A 25,986-nucleotide genomic window follows, 5' to 3' on the forward strand; every position below is an offset into this window, starting at 1 on the left:
TCTCCTCCGGTTTTTTGAACTGACCAGTCAGTGCAAAACTGCGGAAACCACCGTACAGCGCCCATACGCCTCCTCCGGGTACCGGGAGCTGTGGAGTGTCGCACAGCGCCTCCGTCCGTTCCCGGGCACCGCGCCCGGCTGGGTAATGGGATTGGATGGAGGACGCGTACCACCGAACGAACGGGAGGATCGGGATGTCGGAGATCTCCGAGCGGGTCGCGAGGGTCCTGGACGACCCGGAGAACTGGCCCCGCGACCCCAAGGAGGCCGTCGCGCTCCAGCGCAGGCTCGCCGACCGGGTCCGCGTGGAGCCGCTGGACGTGGACGCGGTGCGACTGGTGGCCGGACTGGACGTCAGCTACGCCACGGACAACACGGCGCTCTCCGCGGCGGCCGTGGTCATGGACGTGCGGACCCAGGAGGTGGTCGAGTCCGTCGCCATCTCCTCCGAACCGTCCTTCCCCTACATCTCGGGGCTGTTCGGGTTCCGCGAGTCCCCGCCGGTCCTGGAGGCGCTGGGGCAGCTCAAGGTGACCCCGGACGTGTACCTGTGCGACGGCTTCGGCCTGGCGCACCCCCGCCGCTTCGGGGTCGCCTGCCACCTGGGGGTGCTCCTGGACCTGCCGGTGGTGGGGTCGGCCAAGTCGGTGCTGTTCGGCAGGCACAGCGTGCCCGGTGAGGAGCGGGGGTCGTGGACGCCGATGGTGGCCGGGCGCTCGGAGGTGGTCCCCGACTCCTTCGCACTGGCCGACCAGGGCAAGGAGGTCCTGGGGCGCGTGCTGCGCACCCGCGCGGGGGTCAAGCCCGTCTACGTGTCCGTCGGCCACCGGGTGGACCTGGACGGCGCGGCCGATCTGGTGCTGCGGCTCTCACCCAAGTACCGCGTGCCCGAGCCGGTCCGGCACGCCGACAAGCTCTGCGGCGAGCACCGCAAGGCGGTGCTCGCCGCGAAGGAGGGCCGGGCCGACTGACCCGGCCGAGGGGCTCCCGGCGCCCGGAGCCCCGGCCGAGCCTGCGAGGGTGTGGGGACGCGAGGGGCGCGCCGGGGTTGTGCAGGACGAGCCGAGCCGCTAGCGAGGAACGAGCGTCAGGCGTGGGCGAGGACGAAGAACTCCTGGCTCCCGGCGCCCGGAGCCCCGGCCGAGCCTGCGAGGGCGTAGAGACACAGCCCTACCAGCTGGTGGGAACCGGGCGCCCCTCGTTGTACCCGGCGGCGCTCTGCACGCCCACCACGGCGCGCTCGTGGAACTCCGCCAGCGAGGAGGCGCCCGCGTAGGTCATCGAGCTGCGCACACCGGCCACGATCTGGTCGATCAGGTCCTCCACGCCCGGGCGCTCCCGGTCCAGGTACATGCGGCCCGTGGAGATGCCCTCCTCGAACAGCGCCTTGCGGGCCCGCTCGAACGGGGAGTCCTCGGCGGTGCGCAGCCGGACCGCGCGGGCCGACGCCATGCCGAAGCTCTCCTTGTACTGCCTGCCCTCGGCGTCGCGCATGACGTCGCCCGGCGACTCGTAGGTGCCCGCGAACCACGAGCCCACCATCACGTTGGACGCGCCCGCGGCCAGGGCGAGGGCCACGTCGCGCGGGTGGCGCACGCCGCCGTCCGCCCACACGTGCCCGCCCAGCTCGCGCGCGGCCTCGGCGCACTCCAACACGGCGGAGAACTGGGGGCGGCCCACGGCGGTCATCATGCGGGTCGTGCACATCGCGCCCGGGCCCACACCGACCTTGACGATGTCGGCGCCCGCCTCGATCAGCTCACGCGTGCCCTGGGCGGTGACGATGTTGCCCGCCACGATCGGCACCCGCGGCGACAGCGCGCGCACCTTGGAGACCGCGGTCAGCATCTTCTCCTGGTGGCCGTGCGCGGTGTCGATGACCAGGGTGTCCACCCCGGCCTCCAGCAGCTCGGCGGCCTTGCCCGCCACGTCGCCGTTGATGCCGACGGCGGCGGCCACGCGCAGGCGGTCGTCCGCGTCCACGGCGGGCGCGTACAGGGTGGAGCGCAGCGCGCCCGTGCGGGTCAGCACGCCCACCAGTGCGCCGTCCCCGTCCACGACCGGGGCCAGACGGTGGCGGAAGTCGTGCAGCATCCCGAACGCCTCGCGCGGCTCGGTACCCGCCGGGATGGTCATCAGCTCGGCGGACATCACGTCGCGCAGCTGCGCGAAGCGGTCCGTGCCGACGCAGTCGGCCTCGGTGACCACGCCGACGGGCCTGCGGTCCCCGTCCACCACGATCACGGCGTTGTGCGCGCGCTTGGGCAGCAGGTTGAGCGCCTCGCCCACGGTGCTGGACGGGTTGAGCGTGATGGCGGTGTCGTAGACCAGGTGCCGCTTCTTGGTCCAGGAGACGACGTCGGAGACCACCTCGAAGGGGATGTCCTGCGGGATGACCGCGACACCGCCGCGCCTGGCGACGGTCTCGGCCATCCTGCGCCCGGCGACCGCGGTCATGTTCGCCACGACCAGCGGGATCGTGGTGCCGGTGCCGTCCGGCGACGACAGGTCCACGCTGAGCCGTGAGCCCACGGAGCTCCGGTTGGGGACCATGAACACGTCGCTGTAGGTCAGGTCCTGCTGGGGTGCCTGGTCGTTCAGAAAACGCAATGCCTCTACCTCGGTCGAGACCGAAGGGGGTGGACCATCCGCCGCATGCCGCGCGCGGCCGCCTGTTGATCCCCCTCTTACCGGTCAAGTATGCCGTCACGAATTAGGTCGGTCGACCCCCCATCTGGCATGATGACCCGGATCCCCGCCGACACAGCCTCTCCCCGCCCCTGTCAGCGCGTCGTCGAGCGCCGGGGCCCGGGTGGGCGTTCCTGGAGAGCCCGCATGCCGCGTTTCACTTTCGCGCAAGTCAAGGAAGAGACCTACAAGGCGAAGGACGCCTGGTGGACGGTCTTCCTGGTGGACCCTTTGGCCGGGCGCCTCGTCGTCTGGACCGCGAACCGCACCAACGTCACGCCCAACCAGCTGACGCTGGGAGCGGGGGTCTTCGGCCTGCTCTCCATGCTGTGCTTCGTCGCCCCGGTCCTCGTGCCGGGTGGTGAGGAGCTCAACTGGGCCTGGCTGCTGGCGGGCGGACTGCTCTTCCACCTCAGCTTCGTGCTGGACTGCATGGACGGCAAGATCGCCCGGCTCAAGGGCACCGGCACCGTCTTCGGCAGCTGGGTGGACTTCGTCTTCGACCGCATCCGCTTCTTCGGCTGCGTGATGGCGCTGCTGATCGGCCAGTGGCTGCTCACCGGACACGAGGTCTACCTGATCGCGGCGCCGGTGGTGGTCTTCTTCGACCTGCTGCGCTACCTCAACGGCCCCCAGGTCGCCAAGACCCGCCGGACCATGAACGCGACCCTCGCCGAGCTGACCGGTGACACCGACCGGCTGGCCGCCGCCCAGCGCGAAGCCGACCCCGAGGACGAGGACATGGGGGAGGCCCCCGCCCGGCCGGGCACCCCCGCCCCGACCGGCCTCTACCCGCGTGTGCGCGACCGGCTCCTGCGCCACCGGGTGCGCCCGCACCTGTTCAGCGGCATCGAGTTCGAGATGTTCCTGTGCGTGGTGGCTCCGGCGACCGCGCTGGTCTCCCTCCTCACCCCGCTGAACAGCCTGATCATCCCGGTCGCGGTGTTCTCCGTCCTGGCGCTGGCCTTCTTCGAGCTGATCCTGGTGCTGCGGCTGTGGAAGGACACGAGCAGGTTCGAGGTGCGCCGCCGCCAGCTGCTGGCCTCGGGTGCCGTCCCCGGCGCCGCCGCGGCCCCGAACACGACCGGCGGGAGCTGAGCCCCTCCCGTGTCCGTCGCCACCCCTCACGGGGGATCCGGGTCAGACCCCGGTCTTCTCCTTCTCGCGCGCGCCACCGTCGCCGTTCCCGGCGCCGCTCGGCGCGCGCAGCGCGGAGTCCTCGCGCAGGAACCACGTCAGCTGCGGTTCCACCGCCCAGCGCATGCCCGCGCGCACCCACGGGGTGCACAGCAGCAGGGTTACGCCCAGGGCCACGAGGATCACGACGGTCATCTCCGTGACACCGGACAGGTGACCGTACCAGGGCAGCGCCTGGAAAAGGACGATGACCACCGAGTGCCCCAGGTACACGTACAGGGTGTACGAACCCAGGGGCGTGAACCAGGTGCGCTGCTTGGGCGTCAGGGCCAGGACCGCGAAGGTCATCACCAACGCGAGGACCATGAATCCCATCCGGAGACCCAGGCTGGGCAGGATCGGGTCGATGTCCCGGTCGGTGAGGCTGCTGCTCCAGAAGAGCCAGGAGCGGCTCATGTGTTCGGAGATGGGCACGGCCAGTACCGCCGTCACGCCCAGAACCAGGACGGAAGCGATCCGCACCCAGAGCCTGTCCAGGTAGGCGAAGTGCTCGCGCCGCAGGCAGAGACCGAGGACGAAAAACGGGAGGAAGCTCACGACGCGGCCCAGTGAGAGCGTGCCGCCGAGGCTGGCCGTGGCGCCGAACACCGAGATGGCCACGGCGATGAGTACGGGCCAGCGCAGCCGCTTCCAGATGGGCACGCTCAGGCGCCACAGGAACAGGGCGACCAGGAACCACAGGGCGTAGGTGGGCTGGAGCACCGACATGGAGTCGGGCAGGCCGCCGCGCTCCACGGCGTAGATGGACTGGTGGATGGTCCAGAAGACCAGGTAGGGGACCAGCAGGGACAGGACCAGCTTCTCCACGCGCTTCGACGAGGCGTCGAAGGACCGTGACAGGTACCCGCTGATCATGATGAACGCGGGCATGTGGAAGAAGTAGATCCAGTAGTACAGCGTGCTGGCTGGCCCGTAGTCGAGTGAGCCGATCGCGTGGCCGACGACGACCAGGGCGATCAGCACGAACTTGGCATTGTCCAGACGGGCGTCACGGCCTGGACCCGGGGCTGCCGTGGTGGGGGCGACCGCGCCGTGCCCCGGTTCCTGGCGCTGGGATGCCGGACTGGTCATGGATGAGGCCACGAGTGGACTCCGAGATCATCTGCTTCTGGGACGTGTGTGCTCTCTACCGGCCGTGCACGCGGCCCGTGGGCCGACCGTGGGGCCGGAACGCGGGTGGCGCGGTGCCGCGTGGGGCGCGAGGGGGACACCGTAAGGTCGGATGAACGAACATGTGCTGCGTTACCTTACTGTGATGTAGCAAAGTATGCCAGCGGTTCTTCGGAGATCGGTGGAAAGCCGCCGGAGTCCTGCCTCGGTTGAGGTGAGGTTGGGGCTCGTGAAACATGTGTGGCACGAGCGGCTCGGCTGGGGGTAGCTTTCCGTGTGCAGACACTAACCCATCCGCGCCACCGCCTTCCACGGAGGGTGACGGGTCCGGTCTGCTCCGGATCCGAACGGTGGAGGTCACGCGGCTGACTGTGTGGCCGTGGCGGACGCGCCGCTAGGCTGCTCTCGTCAGACGGGCGGTTCCGACCCGGTCGAGATACGGAAGAAGGCGGTGGAAGCCGTGCCGCACGCGGTGGACCCCAACCGTGCCGCTCAGCACGGGAACGTGGTCATGCGACTCCTCGACGAGCTCTTCCCGCTCGTGGAGGGGTTCTACGTCGACCTGCACAAGAACCCCGAGCTCTCCCATGCCGAGCACCGCACCGCCAGCGGTGTCGCCGAGTGGCTCACCCGGACCGGTTACGAGGTCCACAAGGGGGTCGGGGGGACCGGCGTGGTCGGCATCCTGCGCAACGGTCCGGGCCCCACGGTGATGCTGCGCGCCGACATGGACGCGCTCCCGCTGGAGGAGAGGACCGGGCTGCCCTACGCCAGCACCGCCCGCACCGCCAACGACGAGGGCGCCGAGGTCCCCGTCATGCACGCCTGCGGGCACGACGCCCACACCGCCTGCCTGGTGGGAGCCGCCGACCTGCTCTCGGAGACCCGCGACGAGTGGGCCGGGACCGTGATGATCGTCGCCCAGCCGGGCGAGGAGACCCTCGACGGGGCGCAGGCCATGCTGGAGGACGGGCTGTTCGACCGGTTCGGCCGCCCCGACGTCATCCTCGGCCAGCACCTGGGCCCGCAGCCCGCCGGACTGATCTCCCACCGCGCCGGGGTCATCCTCGGCGCCTCCAACTCCTACCGCGTGCGCGTGTACGGGGAGGGGGGACACGCCTCCCAGCCGAACACGACCGTGGACCCGGTGCTCATCGCCGCGAGCATCGTCACCCGCCTCCAGGGCGTGGTCTCCCGCGAGGTCAGCCCGAGCGAGATGGCGGTGCTCACCGTCGGCAGGATCCAGGCGGGGACGAAGGCCAACATCATCCCCGACGAGGCCTACCTGGAGATCAACACCCGGGCCCTCAACGACAACGTGTCCGCCCAGCTGGAAGAGGCCATCGAGCGGATCGTGCGCGCCGAGGCCGCCGCCTCCGGAGCCGCCCGCGAACCCGAGATCGAGCGCTTCCAGGGCGCGGGGGTCACCCGCAACGACCCCCAGAGCACCGCCGACGTGGCCGCCGCGCACCACGCCTACTTCGGCGACGAGTACGTCATCCACCTGCCCGACCCGTTCCCGGCGACCGAGGACTTCAGCTACTTCGGCCTGCCCGGCGACCCGCAGCCGATCCCGTACGTGTTCTGGTTCGTCGGCGCCACCCCCCACGACGTGTGGGAGGCCGCTCCCGGCGACACCCCGTACGAGAAGATGGGCAACGTCCCCAGCACCCACTCGCCGTTCTTCGCGCCCGCCCGGGAACCCACCCTGCGCGCCGGGCTCGCCGCGATCACCGTGGCCGCGCTGTCCTACCTGGGCGACGACAGCCCGAAGGCGGCGGCCGAGGACACGCCCAACGACGCCTACGACAGCGCCTACCTCGCCTCCTCCTGGCCGGCGCCGGACGAGGAGCGGGCTCAGTCCTCCTGGCCCGCCCCGGGTGAGGAGCGGGTCCAGTCCTCCTGGCCCGCCCCGGACGAGGATCGGGCCAAGTCCACCTACGACGCCGACATGGACGCCGTGATGGAGGCCCAGGACGAGGAGCACCGGCAGGAGTGGCGCGACGGCAAGACCGAGGAGTCCACGCTGTCCGCGGACATGGCCGCGCTGCTGGAGGACGACGACCGGCCGCGCCCGCCGTCCGGTCCCTCCTACGGGGGCCCGCCCCCGCCCCCCGACGACGACCGGCCCGACTCCGAGTACCGCCTCTGACCACGGATGGGGGAACGCCGGCTGCGCCATCCCCGGGAGATCCCCCTTCTGGTCGTGTGCGTGGGGGTGACCCTGCTCGCCGTCGTGGGCGCGGTCAGCCGCGCCTACTCGGGGGAGCCCAACGAGCCCCTGCTCCTGCTGAGCATCCCCGCGCTCGTGTACTTCGTGCGCGGACAGCTGTACGCGCGCCAGCGGGTCAACGGGGTGCGCATCACCGAGCGCCAGTTCCCCGAGGCGTACCGGATGGTCGCCGAGGCCGCCGCCGCGTTCCGCATGCGGCAGGTGCCCGAGGCCTACGTCGTGCTGGGCAACGGCGAGCTCAACGCGTTTGCCTCCGGGCACGGCTTCCGGCGCTACGTGGCCGTCACCAGTGACCTGTTCGAGGTGGGCGACCGGCTGGCCGACGCCGACACGCTGCGGTTCGTGATCGGCCACGAGGTCGGCCACATCGCCGCCGGTCACACGTCGTTCTGGCGTCAGTTCGGGATCTCGGTGGCCAACGTGATCCCCGGCGTGGGCACCAGCCTGAGCCGCGCGCAGGAGTACACCGCGGACAACCACGCCCACGCGTTCTGCCCCGAGGGCATGCAGGGGCTGCGGGTGCTCGCCGCGGGCAAGTACCTGTACCCGGCCGTGGACTTCCACGACATCGCCGACCGCGCCCGCACCGACACGGGCTTCTTCGTGCTGCTGGTCAACCTCCTGTCCAGCCACCCCGTGAACACGTTCCGCTTCGCCGCCCTGGCCGACCGGAGCAGACCGGGAAGGGTCTTCTAGTGGGCTGGCCGGAACTGTTGCTGGTGTGACACGAGGGTTCTGACCTGCGTCTTAGCGAGGGTGGGCGGTCGAGACTCGCCATGAGTACAAGATCACGGCGGAGGGGACGGGCCACAGCGAACCTGTGTGGTCGCAGCCCCGGAGGGGAAGCGGTCCGCCCCGGGTCGAGGCGGGGCACGGGCCGACGCGCGACCCCGAGTGCCGGGCTGGGAGCACTCCCCTCTCCCTACTCCCCTTCCTCCGGCCCTATCCGCTCTTCCGGCCCTATCCGCCCTTGCCCCGACCCGCCAGCCGAGCCGCGGCCTGCGCGGGCAGCGGCTCGTGCCGCACGTACTCCCGGCTGAACACCCCCGTGCCGTGCGAGATCGACCGCAGCTCCACCGCGTACCGGGTGATCTCCAACTCCGGCACCTCCGCGCGCACCACCGCCCGGCCGCCCCCCGCCGCCTCGGTCCCCACCACCCGTCCGCGCCTGGCCGACAGGTCGCTCAACACCGCGCCCAGGTAGGCGTCGTCCACCTCCACGGACACCTCGTCCACCGGTTCCAGCACCGCCAACCGCGCCGCGGCCGCCGCGTCCCTGAGCGCCAGGCGCCCCGCCTTCTGGAAGGCCATGTCGGAGGAGTCCACCGAGTGCGCCTTGCCGTCGTAGAGCGTCACCCGGATGTCCACCAGCGGGTACCCCGTCCCCGACCCGGGCCCCGCGCCGTCTCCCGACCCCGACCCCGGCCCCGGCCCCGGCCCCGGCCCCGTGCCACCCCTCACACCGGCCCCCGTCCCGACGCCGTCCGCCATCTGCGCACGCACGCCCTTCTCCACGGACAGCACGAACTGGCGGGGCACCACCCCGCCCACGATCTCGTCGACGAACTCCAGACCCGCGCCCGACTCCAGCGGCTCCACGCGGATCCGGCAGACACCGAACTCCCCGTGCCCGCCGCTCTGCTTCACGTTCCTCCCCGTGCCCTGTGCCGGAACGGCGAAGGTCTCCCGCAGCGGCACGCGCACCTCCCCGGTTTCGACCCGCACCCCGTGCCGGTGCTCCAACCGGTCCAAGGCGGCGTCCAGATGCGCCTCGCCCAGGCTCCACAGCACCATCTGGTGGGTCTCGGCGTTCACCTCCACCCGCAGCGACGGGTCCTCCGCCACCAGCCGGGCCACCGCCTGCGACAGCTTGTCCTCGTCCCCCGAGGACGCCGCGCTCACCGCCACCGGCAACAGCGGCCGGGGGAAGCGCCACGGCGCCACGCGCAGCGGGCGCTCCGGCTCGGAGAGGGTGTCGCCGGTGCGGGCGTCGGGCAGCTTCGCCACCAGGCACAGGTCTCCGGCGGCCACCCGGTCCACAGGCCGGTTCCCGCGGCCGAGCGGCACGGACAGCGCCCCGATGCGCTCGTCGTTGCCGGTCCGGTCCAGCTCGTCCTGGCCGTTCAGTCCGCACGGGACCCCGTGGCCGTGCAGGTGGACACGGGTGTCGGGGCTCAGGCTCCCCGAGAAGACGCGCACCAGGCTCACCCGCCCCACGTACGGGTCTCCGGCGGTGCTGAGGACCTCCGCGACGAGAGGGCCGTCCGGATCACAGGACAGCCCCGCCACCGGTCCACCCTCCGACGTGAAGGTCTCGGGAAACGGGCGCCGGGTCGGATCCGGGCACGAGAGCGGCAGCTCACGCAGCAGCTCGCGCACGCCCACCCCGGTCGTGGTGCTGATCGCCAGGACGGGATGGAAGCCGCCCGCGGCGACCGCCTTCTTGAGGTCGTCGATGAGCAGGTCGGGGTCGAGTTCGCCGCCCTCCATGTAGCGCTCCATGAGGGCCTCGTCCTCGCTCTCGGTGATGACCTCCTCGATGAGGGTCTCCCGGAGCGGGCCCGCCGCCTCGCGCAGCCAGTCCGGCACCGGACGCGCTGAGGGGACGGACGCGGGCCCGCCCCCTCCGGCGTGGTCGGAGCGCTGGGGGCGCCCGGGCCGCTCCGAGCGCTTGGAACCGCCAGCGCCAGCAGACCTGCCAGAGGTGTCAGAGCCGTCAGGGCACCCGGAGTAGTCGTAGTACCGCTCGGAGACCAGCCCCCACACACCGACCACGCGGCGGTCGTCCCCCGTGCCCTCCACCGCGGGGACGTAGGCGGGGTGGACGCCCGTACCGAAGGCCTCCTGGCACCGGGCGACCACCTCGTCGTAGTCCGCGCGCGGGTGGTCGATCCTGGTGACGGCCACCGCCCGGGGCATGCCGACGGCGGCGCACTCCTCCCACAGCACGCGGGTGCGGCCGTCCACGCCCTCCAGGGCGGACACGACGAACAGGGCGGCGTCGGCCCCGCGCAGCCCGGCGCGCATCGCCCCGATGAAATCCGCGTACCCGGGCGTGTCCAGCAGGTTGACCTTGACGTCGCCGACCATGACCGGGTTGACGGTGAGGTTGACCGACCGCCCCTGCCGGATCTCGACCCCGTCGTGGTCGCTGACGGTCGTGCCCTCCTCGACGCTGCCGGGGCGGTTGATCTCCCCGGCGGCGGTGAGCAGCGCCTCGACCAGACTCGTCTTACCGGCGCCGGACGGTCCGACCAGCGCGACGTTGCGGATGTTCCGGGGCCCGTCGGCCCTCGGTACGGCTCCGGCTGAGGCTCCGGTTCCGTTGACGTTGCGATCTGCCATCCCTGCTACCCAGCCCTTCGGGGTCCGAGCGGTGGCCGCGCGGAACGGACAGCCCGTCCGCGGTGTGACCTGTACCACTTCTACGGTCACCCTTCTCGGGCCGCACGGCAAGAGGTGGTCAGGGGGCGGAACAGTCCGTGGGTGAAATACGGCATGTGCACTATGACTCGTTTCGGACCTCTACTATTGCCCCGTGCCATGGTCGGAGTCTCTCCCTCAGTTCAGCCTCGCCGGGACCGTTCTGACGGTCCTGCTGCTCCTCTTCGCGGCGCTCGGCGAGCCCCTCCTCGGCAGGAGGGCGTTCACGTGGCTGTCCCGTAGACGCGACGGCGACGCGCGGGCCCTCACGCTCCTGCACGCCGTCACCATGGGGATCCACGTGCTGTGGGGCCTGGTGGTCTTCGGGGTGCTGCTGCTCTCGCCGAACCTGGTCGCCGCGGACCTGGGGCTGCGCCTGCCCGACGCGTGGGAGCCGATCGCGGGCGGCGCCGTCGGCGGACTGCTCGCCCTCACGGTGTTCTGGCTGCTGGTCAACGGACTCCCGAAGGGGCCACGGCGCTCCCGCCGCGGCCGCGACCGCGGCGGGAGGGGACAGCGCGCCCGGGGCAAGGGCGCGCGCGGGCGGCTCTCCGCCGCACCGCTCCGCCTCCCCGAACCCGAACGCGACCGGGGGCTGCTCGCACCGCGCACCACCGCCGAACGGGCGATGGCCGCCGGGGTGGCCGTCACCGGGGGCGTGTTCGGGGAACTGCTCTACCGGGGCCTGTTCATCCTCCTGGTCGCCAGCATGGGCGTCCCGCTGTGGATCGCCGCCGTGCTGTCGGTGCTGCTGTTCTCCGTGGCGCACCTCTACCAGGGCTGGTGGGGCCTGGTCAGTGCCGGTGCGTTCGGCACCCTCTTCACCGTTCTGTACCTGGGGACCGGAAGCGTCTGGGTGCCGGTCCTGGTCCACGTGGCGCTCAACCTGCGCTCCCTGGTCTTCCCGCCCGCCGACGTCCGCGAGGCGGGGGAACGGGAGTACCGAGAGGAGGAGGGGGACGAGGAGGGGGACTCCGACGCCTACGACGAGTACGACGACCACGAGTACGATCACGAGGACGGGCCCGACACCGGGGAACTGCCGCTGACCGGCGTCGAGGCGGACGAGGGCGCGGACGGGCGAGCGGGCACGGCGCCCCCGCCGCCGGGCGTGGGGACTCCCGCCCACGGAACTCCATCCCACAGAGCCCCTTCGGGCTACGGTGACACCCCCGGTCACAGCGGTACCTCCGTCTACGGGGACCTCCCGGCCCGGGGCGGGAGCTTCGGCCACAGAGACCCCTACGCCCACGGCGGCACCCCCCGACAGGGCCAGCAGGACCTGTACAGCGGCCTGTCCACGGGGGAACCACCCTCCTCAGGCCACGGTGACCACCCCGGCCCCGTCCATCCCAGCCCCTCCCACGGCGGCCCGTTCCCTCCCCAGCAGACCCCGGGAGACTTCTCCCACGACGACTTCCTGGGCGGCGGCCGTCGCGACGAAGGCCCCGGAGGGGGTCGCCTGTACCCGGACGAGTGGATCGACCGCCGTTACGGTGACGGAAACACCACACCGGGGTCCGCCCCCGACCGCTGGAGCTGATCGGGCACGATGGTGGGGTGTCCGACGCCATTGACCACCCTCGCGCCCAACCCCGTGAGCACCGCTGCCGGCTGACCACCTCCGACGGGGTCGAGATCGACGCCGTGCTCCTGCGCGGCGCAGAGCCCCGTACCACCGCCGTGATCCTCGCCAACGGGTTCACCGGCACCCACCGCAACCCGAGCACGCGTGCCGTCGCCGACGCGCTGCTCGCCTTCGGTGACGTGATGACCTTCGACTTCCGCGGCCACCACGGCTCCGGCGGGCTCAGCACCGTCGGCAACGCGGAGATCCACGACCTGGAGGCCGTCGCCGTCCGCCTCCGGGAACTCGGCTACACCTCCCTCTCCTCCGTGGGGTTCTCGATGGGCGCGGCCGTCGCGATCCGGCACGCCGCCATCTACGGCGGAATGGACGCGGTGGTCTCGGTCAGCGGCCCCAGCCGCTGGTACTACAGGGGGACGCGCGCCATGCGGTTGCTCCACCTGGCCATCGGCCGCAGAGCGGGACGCCTGTTCCTGCGCAGTTTCCGCAAGGTCAGGGTCATCAACCGCGAGTGGGACCCCATGCCCGCCGAACCCCGGGAGATCGCCGGGGAGATCTCCCCGACACCCCTGCTGGTCGTGCACGGGGACTCCGACGCCTACTTCCCCGTCTCCCACGCCACCGCCATCCACGACGCCGCCCGGGAACCGCGCGACCTGTGGATCATCCCGGGGATGGGGCACGCCGAACGCGCCGTGACCCCGGAGCTGACCGTGCGCATCCGCGACTGGCTCGTCGGAAAGGTCGGCGGCGAGGACGGCTGAGCAGGGCGGCTGAGCAGGGCGGATCAGCGCCGCGTCGACAGGTGTGCACGTGTCGGCTAGAAAGGACGGATGATCCGATCTCGTTCGTCCTCATCCGGGAACGGAACACCGTCGGACGCGGCCTCGACCGGGGCCGCGGCCGACGACAGCGGTACCAGCGACACCGCCAACGGCACCAGCACCACCCGCGACACCCCGCCCGCTCTCCCGGGCCTGCGCGGACGGGGCTTCGCCCTGCTCATCGCGGCGACCGCGGTCGGTCTCTGCGGCTTCGCGGCCGTCCTGCCCCTAGTCCCCCTGTGGGCCACCCGCGGCGGCGCGGGCGAGTTCGGCGCCGGAAGCACCACCGCCGCCTTCATGCTCACCACCGTGCTCACCCAGCTCGCCATGCCCTGGCTGCTGGAGAGGGGCGGCTACCGCTGGGCGTTCCCGGTCGGCGCTCTGGTGATGGGACTCCCCACCCCGCTGTTCGCCCTGACCGCCGACCTCGGCCCGCTGGTGGCCGTCTCGGCGGTGCGCGGCGTCGGCTTCGGCATGGTCAGCGTCGCCGGAACCGTGCTCGCCGCCCGCCTGGTCCCGCACCACCAGGTCGGCCGGGCCACCGGCTACTACGGGCTGGCGGTCGGCCTGCCGCAGGTGCTCATCCTGCCCGGCGGTGTGGCGCTGGCCCTCAACATCGGCTTCGACACCGCGTTCTGGCTCACCGGTCTGTGCTCGGTCCTGGGCGGGGTCCTGGCCTGGGGTATCTGGTACGCCGACGGCGGCCGCAACCGGTCGGCGCTGCGGAGCCCGGTCCGGCCCGTCGCCCTGGAGGCCGACCCCGGCTCCGCCCCGGACGCGTCCTCGAACCGTCCGCTGCTGCGGGCGCTGGCGGTGCCGCTGGTGCTCATGCTGCTGACCGCCTCCTCGGCCAGCGCGATCATCACCTTCCTGGCCATCCCCCTGGCCCAGGCGGCGTGGCTGGTGGGCGGCGCCCTGGCCGCCTACGCGCTGGCGGTGGTGGCCGGCCGCTGGACCGCCGGGATACTGCACGACCGCCACCGGCGCACCCTCCTGCTGCTGCCGGGCATGGTCGGTGCTGTCGCGGGGATGGCCCTGGTCACCGCCGCGCTGTGGTCGGTCGGGGACGCCCCGGGCACCGGGACGGCGCTGCTGGTGCTCCTGGGGGCGGCCGTGTTCGGCCTCGGCTTCGGCGCGGTCCAGAACGAGACCGTCACCCTCATGCTGAACCGCGCCGGTCCGGCCGGGTACGGCCGGGCCAGCGCGGTGTGGAACATCGGCTACGACGCGGGTTCGGGAGCCGGGGCGATGGTCCTGGGGCTGCTGATCCAGCTGACGGGCTACGGGCCCGCGTTCGCGGTCACGGCCGTGGCGCTGCTGGCCTCGGTGCCGCTCGCCCTCGGCGGGCGCGCGACGCGCGGAGCCCGCCCCCGCGGCTGAGCCAGACCCGGTAGGGCCGCGGACTGCCGGTGCCGTGACCGCAGAGGTCCGCCGCGGCCCGACCCCTCCGCCGTGATCTTGTACCTGTAGCGCGCCTCGACCGTCCAACCCCGCGACAAGTACAAGATCATCGCAGTTCAGGCCCGTTTCCGGCGTCCATAGCGGTGGAGGGTCTTTTCCAACCTGCGCGCATGCTCACGGTTCTCGGGGGCGCCAGGCCGTGGCTTCGATGGTTCCCCCTCACAGCGTTGCTCTACGGAGACCGACCGTCCACGTTGCCGTCGAACAGCTCGCGGGCGCGGCGAGCCAGCGCTTCCCGCACCTCCTCTGGTGCCAGGACACGCAACGGGGTGGCCAGGCCGAGCAGGTACCGGGCGAGGCCGTCCGCGTCGGGTCCGCCGATATCGACAACGGTGGCCTCGGAGCCCTCGGGGCGGTGGGTGCCGACCGTCGGTGGGATCAGCTGGACCGCCTGTTCCATCGGCAGCGGGAGGTGGATCGTCGCATGGAGCGGATACACACCGCTCGCCAGCGCACCGGAGACGAGCCGTGCCGGGTCGGGCGGATCCACCAGCTCGACCGCGTGCCCGGTCGGCCGTATCCGCTCGACCCTGTCGGCTCGAAACGTCCGCCACTCGTCGCGTGCCACGTCGCGGGCCACGAAGTACCAGCGGCGGCCCGTGTGCACCAGGCGGTAGGGATCGGCGTCCCGATCCGTGGCCCGTCCCTTCCGGTCGCGGTAGGACAAGCGGACGCGCTCGCCCCGGCGGCACGCGGTGACCAGTTCCAGCAGCACGCCGGGGGCGATCTGTGGTTGGTCCGGCCTGGCCGTGTGCACGAAGGCTGAGTCCATCTCACCGAGTCGGCCCGAGACCCGTGACGGCAGGGCCTGCCGCAGCTTCAACAGGGCCGACAACGCGGCCTGTTCACTTCCGAGAACGCCGCTCAGCGCCGCCTCGCGCAGCCCGACGGCGACGGCCAACGCCTCCTCGTCGTCAAGGACCAGCGGCGGTATCCGGGCACCGCCACCGAGGCTGTAGCCGCCCCATGGTCCGGGGTCGGACTCGACTCCGTAGCCGAGTTCCCGGAGCCTGGCGACGTCGCGCCGGACCGTGCGCTCGTTGACCGCCATGCGTTCGGCCAGCTCGCCGCAGGTCCACGACGGCCGATCGGACAGCAGCGAGAGCAGGTGCAGCAGTCGGGCGGATGTACTGATCACGTCCCGAAGTCTCTCCCACGACCAGGACCGAACCTGTCCTGGTCGCGTCCTAACGTGCTGCCCATGAGCACTGAGACCACCTCCGTACCCACGATGCGCTACGCGGCCGTCACCTTCGACTGCCCCGACCCCGCCAAGCTGGCCCGCTTCTACGGCGAAGCCCTCGGCCTGCCCGTCGCCTACTCCAGCGACGACTTCGTCCTGCTCGGCCAGGAGGGGGCGGCCGGGCTGGGCTTCTCCCGGCTGCCGGGCTACCAGCGGCCCACCTGGCCGGATCCCGCCCAGGAGAAGCGGGCGCACCTCGATCTGGGCGTCGACGACCTGGACGCCGCCCAAGCCAGGCTCCTGGCCCTGGGCGCGACCGAGCCGTCGAGCCAGCCCGAGCCCGATCGGTGGAGGGTTCTACTGGACCCCGCCGGACATCCGTTCTGCGTCTCCACCCTGGTCTGAGCAGTCGGCCCGGTCCTCCCGAGGCCACAAAGCAGAGCGAATCCGGTCTCGTGTCTGAGGGTGTGGCCTCTGTCAGGAGGCAAGCACTCGCTGGCTGCTGGGCCCGCTTCCGGACCGTCGGGAAGCGGGCCCACCGGTTACCGTTTTCGCGATCCTCCGGTCGACGACTGGTGAATCGACGGGCTGTAGCGAGCCCCCTTGCCGCCGACGATCTGCGCCCACTGCTCCGCTGGGCCGGGTGCGAGCCCGAGCGGGCGCCAAGGCCGGCGGAGGAGTGGGCGGGCGTGGTCCATGAAGGGGGAGCCGGTGTGGGTGTAGGTGGCGGTCGTGGAGACCCGGGCGTGCCCGACCCGCTGTTGGACGAAGCGGGAGTCGGATCCGTCCCTGATCAGGTGGGCGATGTAGGAGTGCCGCAGGCTGTGCGGATGCAGGATCTCCGGTAGGCCGGGTTCGTCGTGGTGACCGGCGAACCGGCGGACGGGGCCCAGCCGGGCCGTGATCGTCGTCGTGGCCGGGTGACGGCTGAGCTGCCGGCGCCGCCACCCGGTGAACGTCGCGCCGAACACCGCTTCAGACGGATGCGGCGGCACCCCCCGGTCGGGACCAGGCGCGCGGCGCCTTCGACAGGTCACCCGTTCCACCCGGAAGACCTCCTCGCATCTGATGCGGAACTCACGCGTCGGATGCGAGGAGCGTGGGGTGGGACGCGGAAGGACGCAGGTCGGCGGACGTGGCCGATGCGGTGCAACGCGAGGGGAGAGGAGGAGGCAGCAACCGTGATTGACCAGCTCATACGTCTTTCGTGAGGGGGGCGGATCCCGCAGTGGACGGGATCCGTCCCCCCGCTAGTACGACGAGATGTGCACGTGGTCGTAGTGGTTCTGGGTGTTGCTGCCGCGGTCCTCCATCCACTTCCACTGACGTGACGCGGAGTGCCAGATCTGCTGCTCCCAGATGATGTACTTGATGCCCAGCCGGTCGGCGTTGTCGATCCCGTACTGGGAGATCTGCGAGCCCAGGGACTGGTTCGCCGCCGAGGGCATGGCGCCGCCCGCGCTCATCATGAAGTCGCAGGCCCGTCCCGAGCCGTGGTCGTCGGCGCTGGAGCGCAGGCAGCCGACCGGGTAGGGGGCGCCGAAGTTCTGCACGATCTCGTCGCGGATCGCCGCCATGCGCGGCGTGGCCCCGTCCCAGCCCCAGCCCTGCGCGCTGGCCGGGATGCTGCCGTTGCCCGGGGTCTCGGGGATCTGCTCCGCCTCGTACTCCTCGATCTTGGCCTCGACCTCGTCGCGCTCCTCCTCCAGCGTCTCGATGAGCTCCTCGGCCTCGGTCAGCTCGGTCTGGAGCTCCTCGTTGACCAGGGCGGCCTCGTCCCGCGTCTGGATGAGCTCGTAGATCTGGTCGGACTGGCTCTGCCCGAGGTAGCTCAGGGTCGCGGCGTCGGAGAACATGCTCTCCGGGTCGCTGGAGAAGATGACCCGGAACTCCGGGTCGAGGCCGCCGCCGCTCTTGTACTGGGTGGAGGCGATGGTGGACACGCCGCTCCGGGAGGCCGCCAGGCGCTCCTCGACCTCCTCCAGGTCCTCCTCGGCCCTGTCCACGCGCTCCTTGATCTCGTTGAACTGGAGGAGCTCTCCGTCGTAGCTCTCCTCCAGCTCCTCGGCCCGCCGGTTCAGTTCGTCGATGTCCACCTCGTCGTTGTCCGGCTCCGCCAGCGCCGTTCCGGGCAGGGCGACCAGCAGGGTCGCCGCCAGGGCGGTGAGGGACAGAGCGGCACGCCTGCCGCGCGTGAATGAGGGAGAAGTGGGTGTCATGTCTGCTCCGAGGATGGTCCGAGCGCATCCGGTTGGCCTGCGGCATGTGAACGGGGGGCGCCGCGGCGACGGGAGATGCTCAGCAGACCATACGAGATCTTGGCGTTACATGCCTAGTGCGTTACTCACGTGACTTGGGAGACTGCGCGGGGATGTGTCCGAAGATACCCGGAGCCGGGGACCCGACCGAACCCCGGCCAGCCGTCCCGGATCGGGGCCCACCGGACCGGAGCCGGGAGGAGCGTCAGCTCGCGCCGCCGAAGGCGCTGGGCAGCCGCACGCCCGCGGCCTCGGGCGGTTCGGTCGGCATGAACCAGTCCGAGCGGCGGATGTCGCGCAGGGCCCGCTTGCGCGTCTGCGGGGTCAGCCGCTCGATGTAGACCATGCCGTCGAGGTGGTCGGTCTCGTGTTGGAGGCAGCGGGCCATCAATCCGGTCCCCTCCACGGTGACCGGCTCGTTGCGCAGGTCCACCCCGGTGACGACGGCGCGCTCGGCCCGTGTGGCGGGGTACCACAGCTGGGGGACCGACAGGCAGCCCTCGTCGCCCTCCTGGACATCCTCCGACAGCTCGGCGATCCGCGGGTTGATCACGTAGCCGAGCCGACCCTCGACGTTGTAGCTGAACACGCGCAGGCCCACGCCGATCTGGTTGGCCGCCAGGCCCGCACGCCCAGGGGCCTCGACCGTCTCCAGGAGGTCGTCCACCAGCGCCTGGGTGTGCTTGTCGAACCGGGTGACGGGGGTGGTGGGCGTGACGAGGACGGGGTCGCCGAAACGGACGATGGGGCGCATGGTCATGTGCCCCAGGGTAGTCGGGAGCGTGCTCCTGGCGGTACGCAAGCGGAGAATCCGGACCTCGGCGACCGCACGGGGAACTCCTCCCGCCCGTCCAAGGACGGTTCGGGCCCCAGCGGCCCCGGCGGTGGCTCCGAACGGCTCAGGCCGCGGCCAGGCCGGGGCGCAGGGAGTCGTCCAGCACCATCTCGATGTAGTCCAGGGCGGCCCTGCGCCGGGCCAGCGCGCTCTCGTACAGGGAGGGCGCGCTGACGTTGCGGCGCACGCGCAGGCACTCGTTGACGATGCGCTGCCACCGGTCGGGGAAGGCGTGCAGGGCGTAGGTGCCCGCGCCGGTCTTGGAGGTGATCTCCCCGGTCTTGAGCGTGAAGTGCAGGCGGCTGACGCTCAGCACGCTCCAGGAGGGCGCCAGGGAGCCCAGGGCGGCCAGGCCGCGGGGCGTGACCAGGCGGCCCGCCTTCTCGCGCCAGCGCCGCCACTGCTCGTCCAGGGAGCCCAGCGACCAGGCGCGCAGGCTCTCGGGCTCGTCCCACACGTCCAGTTCGAGCGGGTGCGGGCCGCGCACGGTCACTCCGTGCTCGGCGAGGATGTGCCACGTGACGGGGTTGACGTCGGCGCTGGCCCGGTTGCGGAACCGGCCGCCGATCACCGAGGCGACCGGGCCGCAGGCCGCGGGGTCGCGGGTGAGGTCGTCCCAGGTGACGTGGACGCCGTTGAACTGGGGTCCGGTGGCGGCGCGGGCGCGCGCGTGGACGCGTCGCAGCAGCTCCAGCTCGTGCCTGCCGGGCGTGTGACCGGTGACGATGACGAAGTCGACGTCGCTGGTGTGGGGGCGGAAGTCGCCGAGGGCGACCGAACCGGTCAGGTAGAGGCCTTCGACCAGGCCGGGGGCCTCCTGGTCGGCGTGCGCGAGAAAGGTCTGGGCCAGCGTCTGCACCCGAGGGTGGACGGCCATGCTCACTCCAGTCTGGATGGTTCGGTGCGGATCTGGGGGCGCGGCCCGTCCGGAGGTGGGGAGTCCGGTCGTGCGGCGGCCCGGAGCGTTCCCGCGGCGGGTGCCGCCTGCGGGTACGCGCTCCATCTGTACCAAGTGTGAGCGGGCCGAGGGGGTCATGGCAAGTGATCACGCCGGACCCGCATCCTGTCCCCCCACGTCAGGTGGTGTGCGGCTATGGCAGCTTGGGGGAGTGCGCACCCTTGACAGCAAGGGGCGTGATGTGCAAGGGGATCCTCGCGCGCGTGCGGGGCGGTCCGGGACGGCCGGAACGGAACGGTGTCGCACCGGGCCGGGACGGGCACCCGCCGGGGACAGGACAACGGCCGCCGGGGGCCGGGCGGCGGTCGGGCAGCGGCCGGACGGTGGTCGGAAACGGCACGCTCCGAGGAGAAGCGAAAATCCGCGTCCTCTCAGGCAGGGCGGCTGCCGCACATTCCGCAGCACGTGCATCCGCACCTGGCGAATGCATGAGAAAAACTTTGCTGGGTATTTCTCTAGAGAGGTTCGGGCGAAAGCGGATATTCGTCCGCCGAAGAATGGGGTGTGGCGTCCGCCATGTCCCGCCGGGGGCAGGTGCCGGGGCGAGGAGGGAGGGGCGGATCGTCGGGGCAGGTGGGGGATGTCGACCCTCTCGGAGCCAAGGATAGTCCCCTTCGTCCTCCGGTGCCCGTGAGTCGTACGCCACTCCCCCCGGAAGTGGACACGACCCGTTTTTTAGGCGATTGTTATGGTTCACGGAGACTCTCGGTGGTCATAACCACCACAGCCATTGTTCGCTTTTTTCCTCCGCGTAACACGGCAGAACCCCCGTGAAACTGAGCCGCTTTACGCTCGGCGGGCAAGGGCAGTTCTCCCCCCAGATGTACCGAAGGAGCCGTGCATGGTCCCGACGATGGTCCTCGTAGCCGACGACTCACGTGACACCCACCGCCGGGAAGCCCTGTGGGGCCTGGCCGAGGCTGTGGCCAGCAGGGGAGAGGTGCCGGTGACCCCGGCCTTCGGCAGCCCCGACGACGTCGCCGCCACCGTCCACTCCGTCCGGGGGCCCAAGGTGGTCGTCCCCGCGTTCGTCGCGGGCGGCGACGTCGCCAGCGCCCACCTGCTCTCCCGGCTCGACCTCGGCCGTATGCGCGACTCCTGCCAGACCCCGCCCCTGGGCGCGGTCCCGTCCATCGTCGCCGACCTCGCCGGGCGGCTGACCGACTCCGGCTGGGGTTCGTCCGACGGCGTGGTCCTGGCCGCCGACGGCACCACCGGCACCGAGGAGCGCCAGGTCGTCATGGACGTGGCGCGCATGCTCAGCCGCCGCCTCGACTCCCCGGTCCAGGTGGGCTACCTGCGCACCTGGGCGCCGTCGGTGCTGGACGCCGTCGACCGGCTGCGCCGCCACGGCCAGGACAACGTCGCCGTCGCCGCGTGGAGGCTCGTCGACGGACCCGACTTCGACCTGCTGCGGGGCCTGGACGTCACCGCGATCACCGAGCCCCTGTGGCCCTCCGAACTGGTCGTGGACACCCTCCTCGCCCAGCACCGGGCGGCCAAGGGGCGCCTGGCCTGAAGCCGAGGGCCCCGACGGGCCGACACCGAAGGTGACACCGCCGACCGTGCGGGTGATCGGAGGAGTTCGGGGCGCCGCGGTGCCGTTACCGGGAGCGCGCCGGTGGGTATGGGGCAAGCGGGCGGGAACTCCCCGCACCCACAAACGCGGTACCCGTACCGCGCCTCCTCCCGTACGGCGCGGCAGCGACCGGACGCGGCTCCTCCGGCGGCCCCTGCTCCCCCCGTCGGCGCGGGGGATCCCCCGCGACCGGTCCGGGGCCCGAACAGCGCCAGTGCCCGCGGACCGTGCGGTCCGCGGCTCCGCCGACCCGTGAGGGGTCCGACCCGCCATCGACGCGAGCGAACCTAAGGTGGATGTATGAACGACGTCACAGCGCAGTTCGTCGATGACCGGCAGCGTCGGCGTCTGGAACGGCGCTTCGGCAGCCACGTCGGCGAGTGGCTGACCGAACTCCCGGGGATCGTCGCCGACATCGCCTCCGGGTGGGGGCTGACCGTCGAGGGGCCGGCCCCCCACGGCCGGACCTCCGTCGTCGTCTGCGTCGTGCGCCCGGACGGTGACCGCGCGGTCCTCAAGCTCTCCCCGGACACCGGCCTGGCCGCGTCCGAGGCGCGTGTGCTGCGGATGTGGGAGGCCTCCGGGCGTGTGCCCCGCGTGTGGGAGGTCGACGACGCGCGGGGGGCCATCCTCATGGAGTGGATCGATGGCGACACCGTCGTGGAGGGCGGGCGGGTACCGCCGATGGAGACCGTCGGCGCGCTCATCTCCCAGCTGCACTCGGTCGAGGTGCCCCGGCGGGAACTCCTCGAACTGCGTCCGCTGACCTCGCGGGTGCAGTTCATCTTCGACCTGTGGAACCGGGAGCGCGCCGAGGGGCCCGCCGCCGAGGTGGTGTCCGCGTCCGCCATGCACCAGGGGTTCTGCCGGGCCCGCGACCTGGCCAACGGCACGGTGGACATCGTGCCCGTCCACGGCGACCTGCACCCGGGCAACGTCATCGACGGCGGTCGGCGCGGCCTGGTGGCCGTCGACCCGCGCGCCTGCCTGGGCGACGCGGCGGTCGACGCCGTGGACTGGGCCCTGTGGAAGGCCACCAGCCTGCCCGAGGTGGTGCAGCGCGTGGACGCGCTCTCCGGTGTCCTCGGCGTGGACGGCGACCGGATGATGGCGTGGGCGCGCGCGTTCGCGCCCTGCCTGGCGGTGGCCAAGGCCAACCGCGGCCACGGCGGCACCGACGAGTTCGACATGCTCATCGAGCTCTCGGAGGGGGAGGCCTTCGTCCTGTGACCCGCGCCGGTCACCTGTGCCGATGACCTCCGCCCCGGCCGCCGCCGGTCCGGACCCGTGCCGGGGCGGCCCGGACGCCCGGACCGTCCCGGCACGGGTCGACGGGTTCAGTCCCCGGGCTGCGCCGAGCCGACCCTCTCGAAGCGGTAGCCCCGGCCCGCCTCGGTGATCAGGTACCGCGGGCACGCCGGGTCGGGCTCCAGCTTGCGGCGCAGCTGCGCCATGTACACCCGCAGGTAGTTGGTCTCGCTCTGGTAGGCCGGACCCCACACGTCGTGCAGCAGCTGGCGCTGGCTGACCAGCTGGCCCGCGTGCCGGGCCAGGATCTCCAGGATGTGCCACTCCGTCGGGGTGAGCCGGACCTCCTCACCCTCCCGCAGCACCCGCTTGGCGCCCAGGTCCACGGTGAAGGAGGGCGTGCGCACCACCGGGGCCTCGTCGACGCGCACCGACCGCCGCTCCGCCGCGCGCATGCGGGCCAGCAGCTCGTCCATCCCGAACGGCTTGGTGACGTAGTCGTCGGCGCCCGAGTCCAGGCAGCGCACCTTCTCCCCGGCCGAGTGCCGTGCCGACAGCACGATGATCGGCACCTGCGACCACCCGCGCAGCCGCTGTATGACCTCCATGCCCTCCATGTCGGGCAGCCCCAGGTCGAGCAGGACCACGTCGGGGTGGTTGTCCGCGGCCAGCCGCAGCGCGGACGCCCCGTCGGCCGCGGTGTCCACGTCGTGCCCGCGCGCCCGCAGGTTGATCCGCATCGCCCGGATGATCTGCATGTCGTCGTCAACGACCAGGACCCGCATCGGTCCCCTTCCCGTCTCCGGCGTCCGTCTCGCTCTTCTCCACAGCACGGAGCGTGAAGACCATGGTCAGACCGCCCCCGGGGGTGTCCTCGGGGTCGAGTCTGCCGTGCATCGCCTCAACGAAACCACGCGCGACCGCCAGCCCCAGCCCGACCCCCGTGCCCTGGGGGGCGTCGCCCAGGCGCTGGAAGGCCTCGAACATGCGCTGTTTGCCCTCGTCGGAGACTCCGGGCCCGCGGTCCACCACGCGCAGCTGGACGCTGCCGCCGTGCGCGCTCGCCGAGACCAGCACCGGCAGGCGCGGGTCCGGGTTGTACCGGACCGCGTTGGAGATCACGTTGGCCACCGCCCGCTCCAGCAGCCCGGCGTCGACACGGACGCGGGGGAGGCGGTCGGGCACGTCCACCACGACCGCCTCGTGCGGCAGACCCAGCAGGGTGACGGGCACGACCTCCTCCAGGCCCACCGCGCGCAGCTTGGGGCGCACGTTGTCGGTGTGCACCCGGCTCATGTCCAGCAGGTTGTCGATCAGCCGGTTGAGCCGGTCGGTGGACTCCTCCACCGTCTCCAGCAGGTCCTCGCGGTCCTCCTCGGTGAGGGTGATGTCGGTGGCGCGCAGGCTCGACAGGCTCGCCTTGATCGAGGTCAGCGGGGTGCGCAGGTCGTGCGAGACCGCGGCCAGCAGCGCCGTGCGGATGCGGTTGCCCGCCACCTGGCCGCGCGCCTCGGCCGCGTCCCACTCCAGCCTCTGGTGCTCCAGGGCGATGCCGATGTGCGCGGCGAAGGCCCGCAGCACGCCCCGGTCGGCGGCGGGCAGCACCCGGCCGCGCAGCGCCAGCGCCAGGTTGTCGGAGATCGAGACCAGGACGTCCGACTCCTCGGGGGACTCGCACGCCGGGGCGCCGACGCTGTGCGCCGCCCTCCAGCGCTCGTCGTCCAGCCGCTCCAGCAGGGTCGCCGACCGCTGTCCGAAGGTCTCCCGGATCCGCCGCAGCAGCGCCTGGAGGGGCTCCTTGCCCGCCAGGACGCTGCTGGCCAGCAGCGTCACCGCGTCCGCCTCGGCCCGGGCGCGCGCGGCCTGGGCCGACCGGCGCGCCGCCATCTCCACCACGATCGCCACCAGTGCTCCCACCAGGGCGAACGCGGTCAGCGCCAGTATGTTGTCCAGCGACACCGGCGGCCGCCCGTGCAGCGGGGACAGCAGCACGGTGAGCAGCACCGCGCTCCACAGCGCCGACACCAGGGCGGGGCGCAGGCCGCCCACCGCCGCGGTGGCCACGGTGGCCAGCAGCAGGAGCATCGCGTCCGAGGCCGCTCCCACGTCCTCGAACAGGGGCAGCGCCATCAACAACGACAGCAGGGTGGGCGCCAGCAGCGCCAGCGACCAGCCGGTCACCCGGCGGTGTTCGCCCAGCCCCCGGCCGGGCGGCGGCAGCGGCCACCGCCCGCTGCCCACCCGCTCGTGGGTGACGATGTGCACGTCGATGTCCCCGGAGTCGCGCGCCACGATCGCCCCGACCCCGGGGCCGAACACGTACTGCCAGGTGCGGCGGCGCGAGGACCCCAGCACGATCTGGGTGGCCTGCACTCCCCGCGCGAACTCCAGCAGCCCGGTCGGCACGTCGTTGCCGACCACCTGGTGGTAGGTGCCGCCCAGCTCCACGAGCAGCCTGCGCTGCCGCAGCAGGTCGTCGGTGGGCGCCTGCGCCATGCCGTTGGGCGGCACCACGTGCACCGCCAGCAGGTGGCTGGGCTGGGGGTGCCCGCCCCGGGAGCGGGCGGCCACGCGGGCGGCCCGCCGGATCAGCGTCTCACCCTCGGGGCCGCCGGTGAGCGCCACCACGACCCGTTCCCGGGCCTCCCAGGTCCGCCGGATCTCGTGCTCTCCGCGGTAGCGGGCCAGGCTCTCCTCCACCCGGTCGGCGGTCCACAGCAGCGCCAGCTCGCGCAGCGCCGCCAGATTGCCCTCCCGGTAGTAGTCGGCCAGGGCCGCGTCCACGCTCTCGGCCGGGTGGATGTCGCCGCGCGCCATCCTGCGGCGCAGCTCCTGGGGGGTGACGTCCACGAGTTCGACCTCCGCGGCACGGCGCACCACGTGGTCGGGGACGGTCTGCCGGGGGCGCGCGCCGGTGATCTGGTGGACCACGTCGTTGAGGGACTCCAGGTGGTGGATGCCCACGGTGGACAGGACGTCGACGCCCGCCTCCAGCAGCTCCTCCACGTCCTGCCAGCGGGTGGCGTTGGGCGAGCCGGGCGGGTTGGCGCGGGCGAGGTCGTCGACCAGCGCCGTCGCCGGGGCGCGCGCGATCACGGTCGCGGTGTCCACGGAGCCGGACGGCAGCGGTGGAACCCGCTCCAGCCCCTCCAGGAGCGCGGAGGTCCGTGCGCGGCGGTGGGTGTGGGCGGCCGCGACCACGACGTCGGTGCCGCGTTCGGCCCGGCTGCGGGCCTCGGCCAGGGCGTTGTGCGTGGTGCCGACGCCGGGGGCCGATCCCAGGTAGATACGGAGCTTTCCTCGTGCCACGGCATCCATTGTCGGGGCAGCGGAGGGCCGCCGCGGCCGGTTCGGGACACGGCGCGGGCCGGTTGCGGCCTCGGGTATGACGCGACGGCTCC

At 72.2% G+C, this 25,986-nt stretch carries 20 protein-coding genes; 10 read left to right on the forward strand and 10 right to left on the reverse strand.

What is annotated here, in order from left to right:
- The first annotated feature begins 194 nt into the window (after positions 1 to 194).
- Positions 195 to 971: an endonuclease V gene (locus FYW99_RS16315; RefSeq protein WP_150252886.1), complete on the forward strand. Its 777-nt coding sequence runs from the start codon at positions 195 to 197 to the stop codon at positions 969 to 971.
- A 199-nt stretch (positions 972 to 1,170) separates the two neighbouring features.
- Here the strand turns inward: FYW99_RS16315 and FYW99_RS16320 are convergent, their stop codons facing one another.
- Positions 1,171 to 2,610 carry a GuaB1 family IMP dehydrogenase-related protein gene (locus FYW99_RS16320; RefSeq protein WP_150252887.1) on the reverse strand — a complete coding sequence of 480 codons (1,440 nt, stop codon included), beginning with the start codon at positions 2,608 to 2,610 and terminating at the stop codon, positions 1,171 to 1,173.
- Between the two features lie 225 nt (positions 2,611 to 2,835).
- Between FYW99_RS16320 and FYW99_RS16325 the strand changes: the two genes are divergently transcribed.
- Complete coding sequence (locus FYW99_RS16325) at positions 2,836 to 3,786, forward strand: CDP-alcohol phosphatidyltransferase family protein (protein ID WP_150252888.1); 951 nt, start codon at positions 2,836 to 2,838, stop codon at positions 3,784 to 3,786.
- Positions 3,787 to 3,828: 42 nt separating this feature from the next.
- Here the strand turns inward: FYW99_RS16325 and FYW99_RS16330 are convergent, their stop codons facing one another.
- Positions 3,829 to 4,956, reverse strand: coding sequence for an acyltransferase family protein (locus FYW99_RS16330; RefSeq protein ID WP_150252889.1), 1,128 nt, complete (start codon positions 4,954 to 4,956; stop codon positions 3,829 to 3,831).
- A gap of 490 nt (positions 4,957 to 5,446) precedes the next feature.
- Here FYW99_RS16330 and FYW99_RS16335 point away from each other — a divergent pair, with 490 nt between their 5' ends.
- Complete coding sequence (locus tag FYW99_RS16335) at positions 5,447 to 7,147, forward strand: amidohydrolase (RefSeq protein WP_150252890.1); 1,701 nt, start codon at positions 5,447 to 5,449, stop codon at positions 7,145 to 7,147.
- A 6-nt stretch (positions 7,148 to 7,153) separates the two neighbouring features.
- The gene (locus FYW99_RS16340; RefSeq protein ID WP_150252891.1) at positions 7,154 to 7,924 is read left to right on the forward strand and encodes a M48 family metallopeptidase; all 771 of its coding nucleotides are present in this window, start codon (positions 7,154 to 7,156) and stop codon (positions 7,922 to 7,924) included.
- Positions 7,925 to 8,188: 264 nt separating this feature from the next.
- On the opposite strand, the gene FYW99_RS16345 is transcribed toward FYW99_RS16340, so the two are convergent.
- Positions 8,189 to 10,573 carry an elongation factor G-like protein EF-G2 gene (locus tag FYW99_RS16345; RefSeq protein WP_150252892.1) on the reverse strand — a complete coding sequence of 795 codons (2,385 nt, stop codon included), beginning with the start codon at positions 10,571 to 10,573 and terminating at the stop codon, positions 8,189 to 8,191.
- A 193-nt stretch (positions 10,574 to 10,766) separates the two neighbouring features.
- Here FYW99_RS16345 and FYW99_RS16350 point away from each other — a divergent pair, with 193 nt between their 5' ends.
- The 3 genes from FYW99_RS16350 to FYW99_RS16360 all read left to right on the forward strand — a co-directional run bounded on the left by FYW99_RS16350 (position 10,767) and on the right by FYW99_RS16360 (position 14,443).
- Positions 10,767 to 12,194 (forward strand): CPBP family intramembrane glutamic endopeptidase, encoded by a 1,428-nt coding sequence (locus FYW99_RS16350; protein ID WP_150252893.1) that lies wholly within the window; start codon positions 10,767 to 10,769, stop codon positions 12,192 to 12,194.
- 17 nt (positions 12,195 to 12,211) lie between these two features.
- Positions 12,212 to 13,003, forward strand: coding sequence for an alpha/beta hydrolase (locus tag FYW99_RS16355; RefSeq protein ID WP_150252894.1), 792 nt, complete (start codon positions 12,212 to 12,214; stop codon positions 13,001 to 13,003).
- Positions 13,004 to 13,072: 69 nt separating this feature from the next.
- Positions 13,073 to 14,443, forward strand: coding sequence for an MFS transporter (locus FYW99_RS16360; protein WP_190394683.1), 1,371 nt, complete (start codon positions 13,073 to 13,075; stop codon positions 14,441 to 14,443).
- Between the two features lie 253 nt (positions 14,444 to 14,696).
- On the opposite strand, the gene FYW99_RS16365 is transcribed toward FYW99_RS16360, so the two are convergent.
- Entirely contained in the window at positions 14,697 to 15,662 is a 966-nt protein-coding gene (locus FYW99_RS16365; protein WP_150252895.1) for a helix-turn-helix transcriptional regulator, read from the reverse strand.
- Positions 15,663 to 15,725: 63 nt separating this feature from the next.
- On the opposite strand from FYW99_RS16365, the gene FYW99_RS16370 reads away from it, so the two are divergent.
- Positions 15,726 to 16,112 carry a VOC family protein gene (locus tag FYW99_RS16370; RefSeq protein WP_150252896.1) on the forward strand — a complete coding sequence of 129 codons (387 nt, stop codon included), beginning with the start codon at positions 15,726 to 15,728 and terminating at the stop codon, positions 16,110 to 16,112.
- Between the two features lie 137 nt (positions 16,113 to 16,249).
- Here the strand turns inward: FYW99_RS16370 and FYW99_RS16375 are convergent, their stop codons facing one another.
- From FYW99_RS16375 to FYW99_RS16390, 4 genes are all read right to left on the reverse strand, one after another.
- The gene (locus FYW99_RS16375; protein WP_223839085.1) at positions 16,250 to 16,753 is read right to left on the reverse strand and encodes a tyrosine-type recombinase/integrase; all 504 of its coding nucleotides are present in this window, start codon (positions 16,751 to 16,753) and stop codon (positions 16,250 to 16,252) included.
- Positions 16,754 to 16,957: 204 nt separating this feature from the next.
- Positions 16,958 to 17,926 (reverse strand): coiled-coil domain-containing protein, encoded by a 969-nt coding sequence (locus tag FYW99_RS16380; RefSeq protein WP_150252898.1) that lies wholly within the window; start codon positions 17,924 to 17,926, stop codon positions 16,958 to 16,960.
- Between the two features lie 244 nt (positions 17,927 to 18,170).
- The gene (gene def / locus FYW99_RS16385) at positions 18,171 to 18,725 is read right to left on the reverse strand and encodes a peptide deformylase (protein WP_150252899.1); all 555 of its coding nucleotides are present in this window, start codon (positions 18,723 to 18,725) and stop codon (positions 18,171 to 18,173) included.
- Between the two features lie 139 nt (positions 18,726 to 18,864).
- Positions 18,865 to 19,677 carry a nucleotidyltransferase domain-containing protein gene (locus tag FYW99_RS16390; protein ID WP_150252900.1) on the reverse strand — a complete coding sequence of 271 codons (813 nt, stop codon included), beginning with the start codon at positions 19,675 to 19,677 and terminating at the stop codon, positions 18,865 to 18,867.
- A gap of 922 nt (positions 19,678 to 20,599) precedes the next feature.
- On the opposite strand from FYW99_RS16390, the gene FYW99_RS16395 reads away from it, so the two are divergent.
- Positions 20,600 to 21,277: a sirohydrochlorin chelatase gene (locus tag FYW99_RS16395; protein ID WP_150252901.1), complete on the forward strand. Its 678-nt coding sequence runs from the start codon at positions 20,600 to 20,602 to the stop codon at positions 21,275 to 21,277.
- Between the two features lie 360 nt (positions 21,278 to 21,637).
- Positions 21,638 to 22,567 (forward strand): aminoglycoside phosphotransferase family protein, encoded by a 930-nt coding sequence (locus tag FYW99_RS16400; RefSeq protein WP_150252902.1) that lies wholly within the window; start codon positions 21,638 to 21,640, stop codon positions 22,565 to 22,567.
- A 107-nt stretch (positions 22,568 to 22,674) separates the two neighbouring features.
- Here FYW99_RS16400 and FYW99_RS16405 read toward each other — a convergent pair whose 3' ends face one another.
- Positions 22,675 to 23,370: a response regulator gene (locus tag FYW99_RS16405; protein ID WP_150252903.1), complete on the reverse strand. Its 696-nt coding sequence runs from the start codon at positions 23,368 to 23,370 to the stop codon at positions 22,675 to 22,677.
- Positions 23,351 to 25,903, reverse strand: a complete 2,553-nt coding sequence (locus tag FYW99_RS16410; protein WP_150252904.1) for an ATP-binding protein — start codon at positions 25,901 to 25,903, stop codon at positions 23,351 to 23,353. The genes FYW99_RS16405 and FYW99_RS16410 overlap by 20 nt, the downstream gene beginning before the upstream one ends.
- Positions 25,904 to 25,986 lie beyond the last annotated feature (83 nt).

This window comes from Nocardiopsis deserti (assembly GCF_008638355.1).
GTDB lineage: Bacteria > Actinomycetota > Actinomycetes > Streptosporangiales > Streptosporangiaceae > Nocardiopsis > Nocardiopsis alborubida.